Source organism: Pseudomonas sp. P42 (assembly GCF_017973755.1).
Lineage (GTDB): Bacteria > Pseudomonadota > Gammaproteobacteria > Pseudomonadales > Pseudomonadaceae > Aquipseudomonas > Aquipseudomonas iridis.
In genome coordinates this window covers 269,828-285,922 of record NZ_JACOPU010000002.1, presented here as the reverse complement: position 1 = coordinate 285,922, position 16,095 = coordinate 269,828, and the positions used below count along the sequence as shown (strand labels likewise).

Genomic DNA, 16,095 nt, shown 5'->3' with positions numbered 1-16,095 from the left:
CTACAAGCCATCAGGCTTCGGACTTGTTCGCAGCGGCGGCTTCGACAGCAGCCTTGATGGTGCTTTGCAGCGAACCGTCTGCCGACATCTCGGTCATGATATCGCTACCGCCGACCAGTTCACCGCCGACCCACAGTTGCGGGAAAGTCGGCCAGTTGGCGTACTTTGGCAGGTTGGCGCGGATTTCCGGGTTCTGCAGGATGTCCACGTACGCAAACTTTTCACCACACGCCATCACAGCCTGTGCAGCTTTCGCGGAAAAGCCACATTGTGGGGCATTCGGCGAGCCTTTCATGTAAAGCAGAATGGTGTTGTTGGCAATCTGCTCTTTAATCGTTTCGATGATATCCATGGAGCACCTCGGCTGAACTTTCCGACTCACGGGTCGGCACGGTGGCGCATTGTAACGGAATCCCGAGCGCCATGCTCGGTCTCCCCGACAGACATGCTCAAGCCGCCGCCACGGTCACCGGCACACCATTGAGCGCCGCGTTCCCGGACAACTCGTCGAGCTGACATTCATCGGTCAGGTCATTGGCGCTCGATCCCGGTTGACTGCTGGCGATCGCCATCTGCACACCCGGACGCGCATGCCCCCAGCCGTGCGGCAGGCTGACCACGCCTTTCATCATGTCGAGACTGCCGAGCACTTCCACTTCAATCTGCCCGACCCGCGAACTCACCCGCACAAGCTGCCCATCATTGAGCCCGCGGCTGGCCAGGTCATCCGGGTGCATCAGTAACTGGTGACGCGGCTTGCCCTTCACCAGACGGTGATAGTTGTGCATCCACGAATTGTTGCTGCGCACATGCCGGCGGCCAATCATCAACAGTTCATCGGCGGCCGGTGCCTGCAAGGCGGCGAACCGCGCCAGGTCAGCGAGGATCTCCGGTGGCGCAGCCTGTACGCGTTGACTCGGCGTTTTCAGGCGCGCGGCCAGATTAGGCTTCAACGCGCCCAGATCTATTCCGTGGGGATGATCGAAAAGAGTGGCCAGGGACAGCTTTTGCTCTGAGGCGTCACCGTACATCCCCATGCGCAGGCCCATGTCGATCATCTTCGCCGGCGGCATGGTCGGCTTCAGTTCCTTGCCGGTTTTCTCGGCGAAGGCCTTGGCCAGACCGACAAAGATTTCCCAGTCATGCAGCGCGCCCTCGGGCTTGGCGAGGATCGCCCGATTGAAACGGGTGACGTTGCGCACCGCGAACAGGTTGAACGTGGTGTCGTAGTGATCGTTCTCCAGCGCCGAAGTCGACGGCAGAATCAGGTCGGCATAGCGCGTGGTTTCGTTGATGTACAGGTCAATGCTGACCATGAACTCCAGACCGTCCAGCGCTTGTTCGAGCTGCCGTCCATTGGGCGTCGACAGCACCGGATTGCCGGCCACGGTGATCAGCGCACGAATCTGCCCTACGCCTGCGGTGAGCATTTCTTCAGCCAGCGCCGACACCGGCAATTCGCCGCCATACTCAGGACGCCCGGAAACACGACTTTGCCATTTGTTGAAATGCCCGCCCGAGGTCGACGCCACCAGATCCACTGCGGGCTCTGTGCACAGAGCCCCGCCAACGCGATCCAGATTGCCGGTGACCAGATTGATCAACTGCACCACCCAGTGGCACAACGTGCCGAACGCCTGGGTGGAAACGCCCATCCGTCCATAACAAACCGCACTCGGCGCGGCGGCGAAGTCGCGGGCCAATTGGCGGATTTGCTCGGCGGGCACCGCGCACAGCGGGCTCATGGCTTCGGCGGTGAACGTTGAAACGGCCGCGCGCACTTCGTCGAGGCCATCCACCGGCAAATGGCTGTCGCGGGTCAATCCCTCGCTAAACAACGTGTTGAGTAACCCAAACAACAACGCCGCATCGCCCCCGGGACGCACGAACAAATGCTGATCGGCGATGGCCGCCGTTTCACTGCGTCGCGGATCGACCACCACCACTTTGCCGCCGCGTGCCTGAATCGCCTTAAGGCGTTTTTCGACGTCGGGCACCGTCATGATGCTGCCGTTCGAGGCGAGAGGATTGCCGCCCAGGATCAGCATGAAATCGGTGTGATCGATGTCGGGGATCGGCAGCAGCAAGCCGTGGCCGTACATCAGGTAACTGCTGAGGTGATGGGGCAGTTGATCGACCGATGTCGCGGAATACCGGTTACGGGTTTTCAACAGACCGAGGAAGTAATTGCTGTGGGTCATCAGCCCATAGTTGTGCACGCTCGGGTTGCCCTGATACACGGCCACCGAATTCTGCCCATGTCGCTCCTGGATCGCGGCCAGACGCTCGGCCACCAGCGCAAACGCCTCGTCCCACTCGATCGGCAGCCATTCGCTGCCAACCCGCCGCATCGGCTGGCGCAGGCGATCCGGATCGTTCTGAATGTCTTGCAGGGCCACGGCCTTGGGGCAGATGTGCCCACGGCTGAAGGTGTCGAGGGCATCACCCTTGATCGATGTGATCGCGACAGCGCCATCGGTTTCGGTGGTCTCGATGGTCAAGCCGCAAATGGCTTCACACAGGTGGCAGGCACGGTGATGAAGAGTCTTGGTCATGGCCAGTCTCTGTTTTGTTCTGGGCAGGCAACAACGCCTGCGGGAACAAAACTATGGCCCGTGTGCCGAAACGGCGCCAGCGACGTTCGTCTTGTGAATCGACGGCCATCAGGCGAGCCGATAGCCCGACGCGATCAATTGATCGGCAGAGTGGGTGGCGGCGCCAACTGGATTTCCTGAATGGTTTCGATCTGCTCGTGAGCGATGTGCACACCGGTGAGTTCGCCGATCAGGCGCCAATGCTCGTCGAGCCCGGTACTGATGGTGGCCATGCGATCGATCATTTGACGGCTGGCAGCCTTGACCACTTCGTCCTCGCTGCGCAGCAGTTCGAAGGACATCGAGGTCATTGAAGCGGTGAGATGGGTCAAGGAGCGAGCCGTATGGCCCAGCAAATCCATTAACAGTTGTTCTTTCGATTCCATGCGGAGGCTTCCTGCGTCGCTCGAAGGCTATTTATAACTCAGCACTTTGCTTTAGCAAATGTTTCAACGCGAACATCCGACCAAGCGATTGCGCGATCACCCGGTATCAAACCGACCTGCGTGGCGCCATACCCGCCACGCCTGATTGCCAAGCCCGGTAAGGCCAGTGTACAAAGAGGCTCGCTGCTGTCCTGAACCCGGCTTCAAATGCGCGACTGCAACTTGCCGTCCGCCCTCCGAATCCCGCAAAAACCGTAGCCTATTGGAAAAACGCGACATTTAGTGTCAATATCGCGCCTCCCCCTATTTCGTCGCCCCTGTGCGGCTTACGCCGCAGGTCTCGCCCGTTGTTCCGTTAAACAAGGCTTTGAGCATCTGCGGTTTGTAGCAAAAGGTAGTCAATGATGAGCGCAAGGCACTTTCTCTCCCTGATGGATTGCACGCCCGAAGAGCTGGTCAGCGTGATCCGTCGAGGCGTTGAGCTCAAGGACCTGCGTAACCGCGGCGTACTGTTCGAGCCTCTGAAAAACCGCGTGCTGGGGATGATCTTCGAGAAATCCTCGACCCGCACCCGGATCTCGTTCGAGGCCGGCATGATCCAGCTCGGCGGTCAGGCGATCTTTCTTTCGCCGCGCGACACGCAACTGGGCCGTGGCGAGCCAATCGGCGACTGCGCCATCGTCATGTCGAGCATGCTTGATGCGGTGATGATCCGTACGTTCGCGCACAGCACGCTCACCGAATTTGCCGCCAACTCGCGCGTGCCGGTGATCAACGGCCTGTCCGATGACCTGCACCCGTGCCAGTTGCTGGCCGACATGCAGACTTTTCTTGAGCATCGTGGCTCGATCCAGGGCAAGACCGTCGCCTGGATCGGCGACGGCAACAACATGTGCAACAGCTATATAGAAGCGGCGATCCAGTTCGACTTCCAGTTGCGCATCGCCTGCCCGGAAGGCTACGAGCCCAACCCGGAGTTTGTCGCCAATGCCGGCGATCGTGTGACCATCGTCCGCGATCCAAAGGATGCCGTGCGCGGTGCACACCTGGTGAGCACCGACGTCTGGACCTCAATGGGCCAGGAAGAGGAAACCGCCAAGCGCCTCAAGTTGTTCGCACCGTTCCAGGTCAATCGTGCCCTGCTCGACCTCGCGGCCGAGGACGTGCTGTTCCTGCATTGCCTGCCCGCGCACCGTGGCGAAGAAATCAGTCTCGACCTGCTGGATGACCCGCGCTCCGTCGCTTGGGATCAGGCAGAAAACCGTCTCCACGCACAGAAGGCCTTGCTCGAGTTCCTCGTCGAACCGGCATATCACCACGCATGAGCCATGAATTACTGCTGAACCTGCGCAACCTCGCTTGCGGCTATCAGGACCAACGTGTGGTGCAGAACCTTAATCTGCACCTCAACGCCGGTGACATCGGTTGCCTGCTCGGCTCGTCCGGCTGCGGCAAGACCACCACCCTGCGCGCGATTGCCGGTTTCGAACCGGTGCACGAGGGCGAAATCACCCTGGGCGGCGAGACCATTTCCAGCGCCGGCTTCACCCTGGCGCCCGAGAAACGCCGGATTGGCATGGTGTTTCAGGACTACGCGCTGTTTCCGCACCTGAGTGTCGCGGACAACATTGCCTTTGGCATTCGCAAGCACCCGAACAAAAGGCGCGTCACCGAAGAGCTGCTGGAACTGGTCAACCTGAAAAACCTCGGCAAGCGCTTCCCGCACGAGCTCTCCGGTGGTCAGCAACAGCGCGTAGCCCTCGCCCGCGCCTTGGCGCCAGAGCCGCAACTACTGCTGCTTGATGAACCCTTCTCCAACCTCGATGGCGAACTGCGACGCAAGCTCAGCCACGAAGTGCGCGACATCCTCAAGGCTCGTGGCACCAGCGCGATTCTGGTAACCCACGACCAGGAAGAAGCCTTTGCGGTGAGCGATCACGTCGGCGTTTTCAAGGAAGGTCGATTGGAGCAATGGGACACGCCGTACAACCTGTATCACGAACCGGCAACCCAGTTCGTGGCCAGTTTTATCGGTCAGGGCTACTTCATTCGCGGCCAGCTCGCCAGCCCGGAATCGGTGCAGACCGAACTCGGCGAAATGCGCGGCAATCGGGCTTATACCTGGCCAATTGGCGGCGCGGTGGATGTGTTGCTGCGTCCGGATGACATCGTGTATGCGCCGGATAGCGCACTGAAGGCGCACATTGTCGGCAAGACGTTCCAGGGCGCATCGACGCTGTATCGTCTGCAACTGCCGACCGGTGCACAACTTGAATCGATTTTCCCGAGCCACGCCGATCATCATGTCGGTGCTGAGGTAGGCATTCGCGTTGCGGCCGAACATCTGGTGTTGTTCCAGGCCTCGGGTAGCACGGCGGCGCAGATTCCCGCGGTGGAAAACGGCGTTCGGCGCTACAGCACTGCTCTCTGAAGATTAAAAGATCGCAGCCTTCGGCAGCTCCTACAGGAATCAGTGTAGGGCTGCCGAGGCTGCGATTTTTTCGTTTCTCAACCCAACACTAATGTGCCGCTCGCAACCAGCGTCGCATTGCCGCCAATTTTCACCCGCTCCCCCTCGAACCGACAGAACAACTCCCCGCCTCGTGCCGAACGCTGACACGCGGTCAGGCTCGATTTGCCCAGACGCTTCGACCAGTAAGGGATCAGGCTGCAATGAGTCGAACCGGTCACCGGGTCTTCATTGATGCCAATCGCCGGAGCGAAATAACGCGAGACGAAATCGTGCTGATTGCCGCGCGCAGTGACGATAGCGCCCAGCCACGGCAGTTTGGCCAACGCGACCATGTCCGGCGTGCACTCGAGCACCGCCTGCTCCGATTCAAGCACCACGAACAGTTCGTTGGAGCCCAGCACATCCACCGCCTCGACACCCAGCGCACGCTCGACATCCAGCGTCACACCAATCTCCGACGGCACAATCGAGGGAAAATCCAGCCACAGGCGGCCTTCCTCACGGCTTACGCTCAGCGGCCCGGACTTGCAGGTGAAGTCGATACGTTCAGCACTTTCCTTGTAGATTTCGAACAGAACATAAGCGCTGGCCAGCGTCGCGTGACCGCACAACGGCACTTCGGTGGTCGGGGTAAACCAGCGGATATGCCAAGCCTGGCCTTCACGCACCATAAACGCGGTTTCCGCCAGATTGTGTTCGGCGGCGATTTTCTGCATCAACTCATCGGCGAGCCACGCATCGAGCCGATAGACCATTGCCGGATTGCCACTGAACGGCCGATCACTGAACGCGTCGACCTGATGAAATTCGAGCTGCATAACCTTCTCCCTGAGTCAGTCGGCAGAGCATGCAATCACGATGAAATCAGCGCCAGTGACAGATCCGGCGAATTTTCTTCATACAGCGCAAGTGAATGTCACGCTCGGCCAATATCGGCAAATTTCGCCTGGGTGTGTTCGGCAAGTATTGTCGGCGCCAACTCGACCTCCAGCCCTCGCCGACCGGCGCTGACATAGATAGAAGCAAAACCCTGGGCTGAATTATCAATAAAGGTGCGCAGGCGCTTTTTCTGCCCCAAAGGGCTGATACCACCCAACAAGTAGCCAGTGGAGCGCTGAGCCGCCGCCGGGTCTGCCATCTCGGCTTTTTTCACGCCAGCGGCATGAGCCAAGCCCTTGAGGTCAAGGCTTCCGACGACCGGCACCACCGCCACCAGCAATTCACCTTTTTCACTGGCCGCCAGCAGCGTCTTGAACACCTGCGCAGGCTCGAGGCCAAGCTTCTCTGCGGCCTCCAGCCCATAAGACGCGGCCTTCGGATCATGTTCGTAACTGTGCACGCGATGTTCGGCACGAACTTTTTTCAACAGGTCCAACGCAGGGGTCATGGCAACTCCAGGCTCGGCAGTGGCAGGAAATTCCTGCGCCGGATTCTAGGCCATCACATCACAAAAGGCTCTATTCCAGGCCACGTTTCCCGCGGCCTGCCGGCCTTCCGAGCACGCATCACCGCGCCGACGGCACGCAATCATTCACACTACGAATAGTTACATTGTGACCGACAGTTCACTTTCGACCTTTGACAGCTTTGTTTCTTGTCTATATTTTTTCGAATCTGAATAATGTAAGAATTGCGGTTACTACAGCACCCAGCAGTAAACCGGGAACAGGATGGGGATCCTGCCTCGGAGAAGATCGCGCCTTGCCCTGTTGGCAACGCGCCAGACAACAACAAAAATCGAGGTTTTCAATGACAACTGCTTTACAGCAACCATCGCTCTCGGGCCAATGCATGGCCGAGTTCCTGGGTACTGCACTCCTGATCTTCTTCGGCACCGGTTGTGTCGCCGCGCTCAAAGTCGCGGGTGCCAGCTTCGGCCTGTGGGAAATCAGCATCATCTGGGGCGTCGGCGTGAGCATGGCGATTTACCTCACTGCCGGTGTTTCCGGCGCGCACCTGAACCCTGCCGTGAGCATCGCCCTGACAATCTTCGCCGACTTCGAAAAGCGCAAACTGCCGTTCTACATCCTCTCGCAAATTGCCGGCGCCTTCTGCGGTGCACTGTTGGTTTACACGCTTTACAGCAACCTTTTCTTCGATTTCGAACAAACCCATCAAATGGTTCGTGGCTCGGCCGCCAGCCTTGAGTTGGCGTCGGTGTTCTCGACATTCCCGAACCCGGTGCTGTCGACCGCCCAGGCGTTCCTCGTCGAGATGATCATTACCGCGATCCTGATGGGCGTGATCATGGCCCTGACCGATGACAACAATGGCTTGCCGAAAGGCCCGATGGCACCTTTGCTGATCGGTTTGCTGATTGCGGTGATCGGCAGTTCGATGGGCCCGCTGACCGGTTTTGCGATGAACCCTGCGCGTGATTTTGGTCCGAAACTGATGACTTTCTTTGCGGGCTGGGGTGAAATTTCCTTCACTGGCGGCCGTGATATTCCGTATTTCCTGATTCCGATTTTTGCACCGATTGTCGGTGCCTGCCTCGGCGCTGCCGGGTATCGCGGGCTCATCGCCCGTCACCTGACCGGCGCCACACCTGCTACAAAGGATGCAGAACCGGCCATTGACGGCAAACCAAGAACTTCTTGAAACAGTCGGCGCGGGTTCCTGCCCTTTAGAACCTGCGCCACGGCCCACTCTCCCTTATTTCGTCCAAGGCAATCGACATGACCGACATTCAGAATAAGAACTACATCATTGCCCTCGATCAGGGTACAACCAGCTCCCGCGCGATCATTTTCGACCGCGATGCGAACGTGGTTTGCACCGCGCAGCGCGAATTCGCCCAGCATTACCCGCAAGCCGGCTGGGTCGAACACGACCCGATGGAAATCTTCGCCACCCAGAGCGCAGTGATGGTCGAAGCGCTGGCCCAGGCCGGTCTGCATCACGATCAGGTCGCCGCCATCGGCATCACCAACCAGCGTGAAACCACCGTAGTCTGGGACAAGACCACCGGCCGTCCGGTCTACAACGCCATCGTCTGGCAGTGCCGCCGCAGCACCGAGATCTGCCAGCAGCTCAAGCGCGATGGCCACGAAGAGTACATCCGTGACACCACGGGCCTGGTCACCGACCCGTACTTCTCCGGCACCAAATTGAAGTGGATCCTCGACAACGTCGAAGGCAGCCGCGAGCGTGCGCGTAACGGCGAATTGCTGTTCGGTACCATCGATAGCTGGCTGATCTGGAAATTCACTGGCGGCAAGGTGCACGTCACCGACTACACCAACGCCTCGCGCACCATGCTCTTCAACATTCACTCGCTTGAGTGGGACGCGAAGATGCTGGAGATCCTCGACATCCCGCGCGAAATGCTCCCGGAAGTGAAAGCCTCGTCCGAGATCTATGGCCGCACCAAAAGCGGCATTGCCATCGGCGGTATCGCCGGTGACCAGCAAGCGGCGTTGTTCGGCCAGATGTGCGTTGAGCCGGGCCAAGCGAAAAACACCTATGGCACCGGCTGCTTCCTGCTGATGAACACCGGCGACAAGGCAGTGAAATCCAAGCACGGCATGCTCACCACCATCGCTTGCGGCCCGCGCGGTGAAGTCGCTTATGCGCTGGAAGGTGCGGTATTCAACGGCGGCTCGACTGTGCAGTGGCTGCGCGATGAGCTGAAAATCATCAACGACGCCCACGACACCGAATACTTCGCCAACAAGGTCAAGGACAGCAACGGCGTGTACCTGGTACCGGCCTTTACCGGTCTCGGCGCTCCCTACTGGGACCCGTATGCCCGTGGCGCGCTGTTCGGCCTGACTCGCGGCGTACGCGTGGATCACATCATCCGCGCCGCGCTGGAATCGATCGCCTACCAGACCCGCGACGTCCTCGACGCCATGCAACAGGACTCTGGCGAACGCCTGAAGGCCCTGCGCGTAGACGGCGGCGCGGTGGCGAACAACTTCCTCATGCAGTTCCAGGCCGACATCCTCGGCACCCAGGTCGAGCGCCCACAAATGCGCGAAACCACGGCACTGGGCGCGGCGTATCTGGCCGGTCTGGCATGCGGCTTCTGGGGCAGCCTGGATGAACTGCGTGGCAAAGCGGTGATCGAGCGTGAGTTCGAACCGAGCCTGGACGAAGTCGAGAAAGAGAAGCTGTACAAAGGCTGGAAAAAAGCCGTCAGCCGCACCCGTGACTGGGCGCGTGAGGACGCCGAATAAGCCAGTCTGAGGACTGACTAAAGCTGGAAACTGGTCGGGAGGAGATTCCTGCGGCATCATGGGCAAATTTTGCACGGCAGCCCAAAGGAAGCCCCATGAATCTGCCTCCCCGTCAGCAGCAAATCCTCGAGCTGGTCCGCGAACGCGGCTATGTGAGCATCGAGGAAATGGCTACGCTGTTCGTTGTTACCCCGCAAACCATCCGCCGCGACATCAATCAGCTCGCGGAAGCCAATCTGCTGCGTCGTTACCACGGCGGCGCTGCCTATGATTCCAGCGTCGAAAACACTGCCTATGCGATGCGCGCCGATCAGATGCGCGATGAAAAACAACGCATTGGTGAAGCCATCGCCGCACAGATTCCCGATCATGCCTCGCTGTTTATCAACATCGGCACTACCACCGAGTCGATTGCCCGCGCCCTGCTCAACCACAACCACCTGAAAATCATCACCAATAACCTGCACGTGGCGTCAATGCTCAGTGCCAAGGATGATTTCGATGTGCTGCTGACCGGTGGCAATGTCCGTCGCGATGGCGGTGTGGTGGGTCAGGCGAGTGTGGATTTCATCAATCAGTTCAAGGTTGATTTTGCCCTGGTCGGTATCAGTGGTATCGACGAGGACGGCAGTCTGCTCGACTTCGATTATCAGGAAGTCCGGGTCTCGCAGGCGATCATCGCCAATGCACGCCAGGTGATTCTGGCGGCGGACTCGAGCAAGTTCGGGCGTAACGCGATGATCCGGCTCGGACCGATCAGCCTGATTGATTGCCTGGTGACCGACCAGCAACCGGTGCCGGCATTGGCGCAGTTGTTGAGCCAGCACAAGATTCGGCTGGAAGTCGTTTAGCCCCCCTAATCTTCATTTGCTGCGCCGACGCCTTCGCGAGCAGGCTCGCTCCCACAGTTTGAAATGCATTTCCAATGTGGGAGCGAGCCTGCTCGCGAAGGCAATCGAGTAAACAGCACACCTCTAGCGCCCCTTCGCGCATTTAATGTTCGAAAATTTTCCTTTAACGGCCCTTCGATGAGTTTTTTCAATCGAATGCGACTGGCTGTGCGCGTGTTTATGGGCTACCATTTTCGCAAATGAACATTAATGTTCGAATTCAAATATAGAAAATCACAAGAGCCCGAGGCCAGCCGATGTCTACATCTACCTTGCGTACGCCCCCTATCTCCGAGATCTACGATATCGCCGTCATCGGTGGCGGGATCAATGGGGTGGGGATCGCAGCGGATGCCGCCGGTCGCGGTCTCTCGGTGTTCCTTTGCGAAAAAGATGATTTGGCCAGCCACACCTCGTCGGCCAGCAGCAAGCTGATCCACGGTGGCCTGCGCTATCTCGAACATTACGAGTTCCGCTTGGTGCGTGAAGCGCTGGCTGAGCGTGAAGTGCTGCTTGCCAAGGCGCCGCACATCGTCAAGCCGATGCGCTTCGTGCTGCCGCACCGTCCGCACCTGCGTCCAGCGTGGATGATTCGTGCCGGTCTGTTCCTGTACGACAACCTCGGCAAGCGCGAAAAACTTGCAGGCTCGCGCAGTCTTAAGTTCGGCGCCGACAGCGCACTGAAAAGCGAAATCACCAAAGGCTTCGAATACTCCGATTGCTGGGTCGACGACGCCCGCCTCGTGGTGCTGAACGCCATGGCTGCGCGGGAAAAAGGCGCCCATGTGCACACCCAGACCCGTTGCGTCAGCGCCCGCCGCGCCAAAGACTTGTGGCATCTGAATCTTGAGCGCGCCGACGGCAGCCTGTTCTCGATCACCGCCAAAGCACTGGTCAACGCCGCGGGTCCGTGGGTTGCCAAGTTCATTCGTGACGACCTGAAGATGGAATCGCCATACGGCATCCGTCTGATTCAGGGCAGCCACGTCATCGTGCCGAAGCTGTACGAAGGTGAACATGCGCACATTCTGCAAAACGAAGATCAGCGCATCGTTTTCACTATTCCGTACCTGAACCACTTCACCTTGATCGGCACCACCGACCGCGAGTACACCGGCGATCCAGCCAAAGTGGCGATCACCGACGGCGAAACCGATTACCTGCTGAAAGTGGTCAACGCACACTTCAAGAAGCAAGTCAGCCGCGACGACATCCAGCACAGCTACTCGGGTGTGCGTCCGCTATGCAACGACGAGTCCGATAACCCGTCGGCCGTGACTCGTGATTACACCTTGGCATTGTCGGGTGGCGGTGAGGAAGCACCGCTGCTGTCGGTATTCGGCGGCAAGCTGACCACCTACCGCAAACTCGCCGAGTCGGCGATGGCGCAGCTGATGCCGCATTTCACCCAGATGCGCCCGAGCTGGACGGCTTCGGCGACCCTGCCCGGCGGCGAAGACATGACCACCCCGCAGGCCCTGAGCGCGTTGATCCGCGACAAGTTCGACTTCGTGCCAACCGAGATCGCCCGCCGCTGGTCCACCACCTACGGCAGCCGCACCTGGCGCATGCTCGAAGGCGTGGAAACCCTCGCGGACATGGGTGAACACATTGGTGGCGGGCTCTACACCCGTGAGGTCGACTACCTGTGCAGCGAAGAGTGGGCAACGACCGCGCACGATATTCTGTGGCGTCGCAGCAAGCTGGGGCTGTTCACCACACCTGCCGAGCAGGAGAAACTGGCGGCGTATCTGGGCAAGGTCGAGCAGAATCGCAAGATTGAGGCCGCTTGATCACCTGATTAGCGCTGGAGCGAAAGCCCCTGAATTGTGAGATTCAGGGGCTTTTTTTATGTGGGTTCAGTTGCCTCACCCCGGCCCTCTCCCCTCTGCGCGGTCCAACGTTTCGGAAGGGCCAGGGTAAGAGGCCTCCATCCATTCGGTTTTCCGAACGCGACTTTGCGGTCGATTCGGTTAACCGGATCAGATACGCCACAAAAATCCGCCACAAAAGTTTAATAGCGTTATAAATCAGAGATTTAGGTGTTACCGACTGGTATGGCACGACTCATGCTCTACACTCTCTCGACGAATGCCTGTTGTGCCAACACTGCAGGAGCCGTCAGGCATTCGAAGCACAAAAGGGCCGACAAACTGGCTCCATAAAAAAAACAATGTCGAGGAAAATTTGATGCGCATCGTTCCCCATATCCTGGGCGCAGCCATTGCTGCCGCTCTGATCAGCACGCCAGTTTTCGCTGCCGAACTCACCGGCACCCTGAAGAAGATCAAAGAGTCCGGTGTCATCACCCTGGGCCACCGCGATGCCTCCATCCCGTTTTCCTACATCGCTGATGCCTCCGGCAAACCGGTCGGCTACTCCCACGATATCCAGCTGGCTATCGTAGAAGCGATCAAGAAAGACCTCGACCTTCCAAACCTGCAGGTCAAATACAACCTGGTGACCTCGCAAACCCGTATCCCGCTGGTGCAGAACGGCACCGTGGACGTCGAGTGCGGCTCCACCACCAACAACGTCGAGCGTCAGCAGCAGGTTGACTTCTCCGTCGGCATCTTCGAAATCGGTACCCGTCTGCTGTCCAAGGTTGACTCCAAGTACAAGGATTTCGACGACCTCAAAGGCAAGAACGTCGTGACCACCGCCGGCACCACGTCCGAGCGCATCCTCAAGGCGATGAATGCCGACAAGCAGATGGGCATGAACGTCATCTCCGCCAAAGACCACGGTGAATCCTTCCAGATGCTGGAATCGGGTCGTGCCGTTGCGTTCATGATGGACGACGCACTGCTGGCCGGCGAAGCGGCCAAGGCCAAGAAAGCCACCGACTGGGCCGTGACCGGTACTCCACAGTCCTACGAAATCTACGGCTGCATGATGCGCAAAGGCGACGAGCCGTTCAAAAAGGCTGTGGATGACGCCATCAAGGCGACCTACGCATCGGGCGCGATCACCAAGATCTACGACAAGTGGTTCATGGCGCCGATTCCACCAAAAGGCCTGAACCTGAACTTCCCGATGAGCGACGAGCTCAAGGCTCTGATCGCCAATCCGACCGATAAAGCGGCTGACGACAAAAAATCCTGATTTCTGACTAACCTTATCTCCTGAAGGGGCTCGGCCCTTTCAGGAGTTTGTCACTCCCTGCTGGCACATTCTGGAAACACTCGAACCGGTGGCTGTCGAGCCGATCGCGTGTGCCTGATCTTCACGATCAGAGGGAACGGAGTTTCCCAGGCGGGCACTTGTATATCGATCGAATCGAGGGGAGACCCTAATGAATTACAACTGGGACTGGAGCGTGTTCTTCAAGTCCACCGGCGTGGGCAGCGAGACCTATCTCGACTGGTTCATTTCCGGTCTGGGCTGGACCATCGCCATCGCCATCGTGGCCTGGATCATCGCTCTGCTGCTGGGCTCGATACTGGGCGTCATGCGCACCGTGCCGAACCGCATCGTGTCGGGCATTGCGACCTGCTATGTCGAGCTGTTCCGTAACGTGCCGCTGCTGGTACAGCTGTTCATCTGGTACTTCCTGGTGCCCGACCTGCTGCCCGCCGATCTGCAAGAGTGGTACAAGCAGGACCTCAACCCAACCACCTCGGCTTACCTGAGCGTGGTCGTGTGCCTGGGCCTGTTCACCGCCGCGCGTGTTTGCGAACAAGTGCGTACCGGCATCCAGGCGCTGCCGCGTGGTCAGGAATCGGCTGCTCGCGCCATGGGCTTCAAGCTGCCGCAAATCTACTGGAACGTGCTGCTGCCCCAGGCCTACCGGATCATCATTCCGCCGCTTACCTCGGAATTTTTGAACGTCTTCAAGAACTCCTCCGTGGCCTCGCTGATCGGGCTGATGGAGCTGCTCGCGCAGACCAAACAGACTGCCGAGTTCTCGGCCAACCTGTTTGAAGCGTTCACCCTCGCTACCCTGATTTATTTCACCCTGAACATGAGCCTCATGCTGCTGATGCGCGTGGTCGAGAAGAAAGTTGCCGTGCCCGGCCTGATCTCCGTGGGGGGTAAATAATGGAATTTGATTTCAGTGGCATCGTCCCGGCCATTCCCGGTTTGTGGAACGGCATGGTGATGACCCTCAAACTGATGGCGATGGGCGTGGTGGGCGGGATCATTCTCGGCACCATCCTGGCGCTGATGCGTTTGTCCTCGAGCAAACTGCTGTCGCGGGTTGCCGGCGCCTACGTCAACTATTTCCGTTCGATCCCGCTGCTGCTGGTGATCACCTGGTTCTATCTGGCGGTGCCGTTCGTGCTGCGCTGGATCACCGGCGAAGACACCCCGATCGGTGCGTTCACCTCATGCATCGTCGCGTTCATGATGTTTGAAGCGGCTTACTTCTGCGAAATCGTCCGCGCCGGTGTGCAGTCGATTCCCAAAGGTCAGATGGGCGCGGCGCAAGCGCTGGGCATGAGCTACGGACAGATGATGCGTCTGATCATTCTGCCACAAGCGTTTCGCAAGATGACCCCGCTGTTGCTGCAACAGAGCATCATTCTGTTCCAGGACACCTCGCTGGTTTACACCGTGGGCCTGGTGGACTTCCTCAATGCCTCGCGCGCCAGTGGCGACATCATTGGCCGCTCCAATGAGTTCCTGATCTTCGCAGGTCTCGTGTACTTCACAATCAGCTTTGCCGCCTCGCTGCTGGTCAAGCGTCTGCAAAAAAGGTTCGCCGTATGATCTCTATCAAGAACATCAACAAGTGGTATGGGGACTTCCAGGTGCTGACTGATTGCAGCACCGAGGTCAAAAAAGGCGAAGTGATCGTGGTTTGCGGCCCGTCGGGTTCCGGCAAGTCGACCCTGATCAAATGCGTCAACGCGCTGGAACCGTTCCAGAAAGGCGACATCGTGGTCGACGGCACTTCGATTGCCGACCCGAAGACCAACCTGCCGAAACTGCGCTCGCGCGTGGGCATGGTGTTCCAGCATTTCGAACTGTTTCCGCATCTGACCATCACCGAAAACCTGACCATCGCGCAGATCAAGGTGTTGGGCCGCAGCAAGGAAGAGGCGACCAAAAAAGGTCTGCAACTGCTGGAGCGCGTCGGCCTGTCGGCTCACGCCCACAAGCATCCGGGCCAATTGTCCGGCGGTCAGCAACAGCGCGTGGCGATTGCCCGTGCGCTGGCGATGGACCCGATCGTCATGCTGTTCGACGAACCGACCTCGGCGCTCGACCCGGAAATGGTCAACGAAGTGCTCGACGTGATGGTGCAACTGGCCCAGGAAGGCATGACCATGATGTGCGTGACCCACGAAATGGGCTTCGCGCGCAAAGTGGCTGACCGCGTGATCTTCATGGACGCCGGCAAAATCATCGAAGACTGCCCGAAAGAAGAGTTCTTCGGCGATATCAGCGCCCGCTCCGAACGCGCGCAGCACTTCCTCGAGAAAATCTTGCAGCACTAAAAACACTGCAGTACCTGTGGGAGCGGGCTTGCCCGCGATGGGGCCTTGTCAGTTGAAGATGATGTCGACTGATAGACCGCTATCGCTGGCAAGCCAGCTCCCACAGGGACAGCGTACTTGCTGCAAG

The 16,095-nt window shown here is 58.9% G+C and carries 15 protein-coding genes; 10 read left to right on the top strand and 5 right to left on the bottom strand.

All coding sequences use genetic code 11. The features are described from left to right. Positions 1-10 precede the first annotated feature (10 nt). The 3 genes from grxD to H8B20_RS06170 form a co-directional block, all read right to left on the bottom strand. The gene (gene grxD / locus H8B20_RS06180) at positions 11-352 is read right to left on the bottom strand and encodes a Grx4 family monothiol glutaredoxin (RefSeq protein WP_042560740.1); all 342 of its coding nucleotides are present in this window, start codon (positions 350-352) and stop codon (positions 11-13) included. Positions 353-449: 97 nt separating this feature from the next. Beyond that, entirely contained in the window at positions 450-2,555 is a 2,106-nt protein-coding gene (locus tag H8B20_RS06175; protein WP_210622640.1) for a molybdopterin oxidoreductase family protein, read from the bottom strand. A 134-nt stretch (positions 2,556-2,689) separates the two neighbouring features. After that, positions 2,690-2,980: a hypothetical protein gene (locus tag H8B20_RS06170; protein ID WP_042560743.1), complete on the bottom strand. Its 291-nt coding sequence runs from the start codon at positions 2,978-2,980 to the stop codon at positions 2,690-2,692. 404 nt (positions 2,981-3,384) lie between these two features. Here H8B20_RS06170 and argF point away from each other — a divergent pair, with 404 nt between their 5' ends. Both argF and H8B20_RS06160 read left to right on the top strand, forming a co-directional pair. Continuing rightward, positions 3,385-4,305 carry an ornithine carbamoyltransferase gene (gene argF / locus H8B20_RS06165; RefSeq protein WP_042560744.1) on the top strand — a complete coding sequence of 307 codons (921 nt, stop codon included), beginning with the start codon at positions 3,385-3,387 and terminating at the stop codon, positions 4,303-4,305. Further along, positions 4,302-5,411 (top strand): ABC transporter ATP-binding protein, encoded by a 1,110-nt coding sequence (locus H8B20_RS06160; protein ID WP_210622639.1) that lies wholly within the window; start codon positions 4,302-4,304, stop codon positions 5,409-5,411. The genes argF and H8B20_RS06160 overlap by 4 nt, the downstream gene beginning before the upstream one ends. Before the next feature lie 77 nt (positions 5,412-5,488). Here H8B20_RS06160 and H8B20_RS06155 read toward each other — a convergent pair whose 3' ends face one another. Then, positions 5,489-6,271: a PhzF family phenazine biosynthesis protein gene (locus H8B20_RS06155; RefSeq protein ID WP_047302905.1), complete on the bottom strand. Its 783-nt coding sequence runs from the start codon at positions 6,269-6,271 to the stop codon at positions 5,489-5,491. Between the two features lie 98 nt (positions 6,272-6,369). After that, on the bottom strand, positions 6,370-6,840 hold the full coding sequence (gene ybaK, locus H8B20_RS06150; RefSeq protein ID WP_042560747.1) for a Cys-tRNA(Pro) deacylase: 471 nt from the start codon (positions 6,838-6,840) through the stop codon (positions 6,370-6,372). A gap of 362 nt (positions 6,841-7,202) precedes the next feature. On the opposite strand from ybaK, the gene H8B20_RS06145 reads away from it, so the two are divergent. The 8 genes from H8B20_RS06145 to H8B20_RS06110 all read left to right on the top strand — a co-directional run bounded on the left by H8B20_RS06145 (position 7,203) and on the right by H8B20_RS06110 (position 15,968). Next, complete coding sequence (locus tag H8B20_RS06145; RefSeq protein WP_042560748.1) at positions 7,203-8,054, top strand: MIP/aquaporin family protein; 852 nt, start codon at positions 7,203-7,205, stop codon at positions 8,052-8,054. 77 nt (positions 8,055-8,131) lie between these two features. Further along, positions 8,132-9,634 carry a glycerol kinase GlpK gene (gene glpK, locus H8B20_RS06140; RefSeq protein ID WP_042560749.1) on the top strand — a complete coding sequence of 501 codons (1,503 nt, stop codon included), beginning with the start codon at positions 8,132-8,134 and terminating at the stop codon, positions 9,632-9,634. 95 nt (positions 9,635-9,729) lie between these two features. Continuing rightward, the gene (locus tag H8B20_RS06135) at positions 9,730-10,485 is read left to right on the top strand and encodes a DeoR/GlpR family transcriptional regulator (RefSeq protein ID WP_007916700.1); all 756 of its coding nucleotides are present in this window, start codon (positions 9,730-9,732) and stop codon (positions 10,483-10,485) included. 296 nt (positions 10,486-10,781) lie between these two features. After that, complete coding sequence (gene glpD, locus H8B20_RS06130) at positions 10,782-12,317, top strand: glycerol-3-phosphate dehydrogenase (protein ID WP_210622638.1); 1,536 nt, start codon at positions 10,782-10,784, stop codon at positions 12,315-12,317. Positions 12,318-12,714: 397 nt separating this feature from the next. Then, positions 12,715-13,629: a glutamate/aspartate ABC transporter substrate-binding protein gene (locus H8B20_RS06125; RefSeq protein ID WP_042560751.1), complete on the top strand. Its 915-nt coding sequence runs from the start codon at positions 12,715-12,717 to the stop codon at positions 13,627-13,629. Positions 13,630-13,819: 190 nt separating this feature from the next. Next, complete coding sequence (locus tag H8B20_RS06120; RefSeq protein WP_042560752.1) at positions 13,820-14,566, top strand: amino acid ABC transporter permease; 747 nt, start codon at positions 13,820-13,822, stop codon at positions 14,564-14,566. Beyond that, positions 14,566-15,237: an amino acid ABC transporter permease gene (locus tag H8B20_RS06115; RefSeq protein ID WP_042560753.1), complete on the top strand. Its 672-nt coding sequence runs from the start codon at positions 14,566-14,568 to the stop codon at positions 15,235-15,237. The genes H8B20_RS06120 and H8B20_RS06115 overlap by 1 nt, the downstream gene beginning before the upstream one ends. Next, entirely contained in the window at positions 15,234-15,968 is a 735-nt protein-coding gene (locus H8B20_RS06110) for an amino acid ABC transporter ATP-binding protein (RefSeq protein WP_042560754.1), read from the top strand. The genes H8B20_RS06115 and H8B20_RS06110 overlap by 4 nt, the downstream gene beginning before the upstream one ends. Positions 15,969-16,095 lie beyond the last annotated feature (127 nt).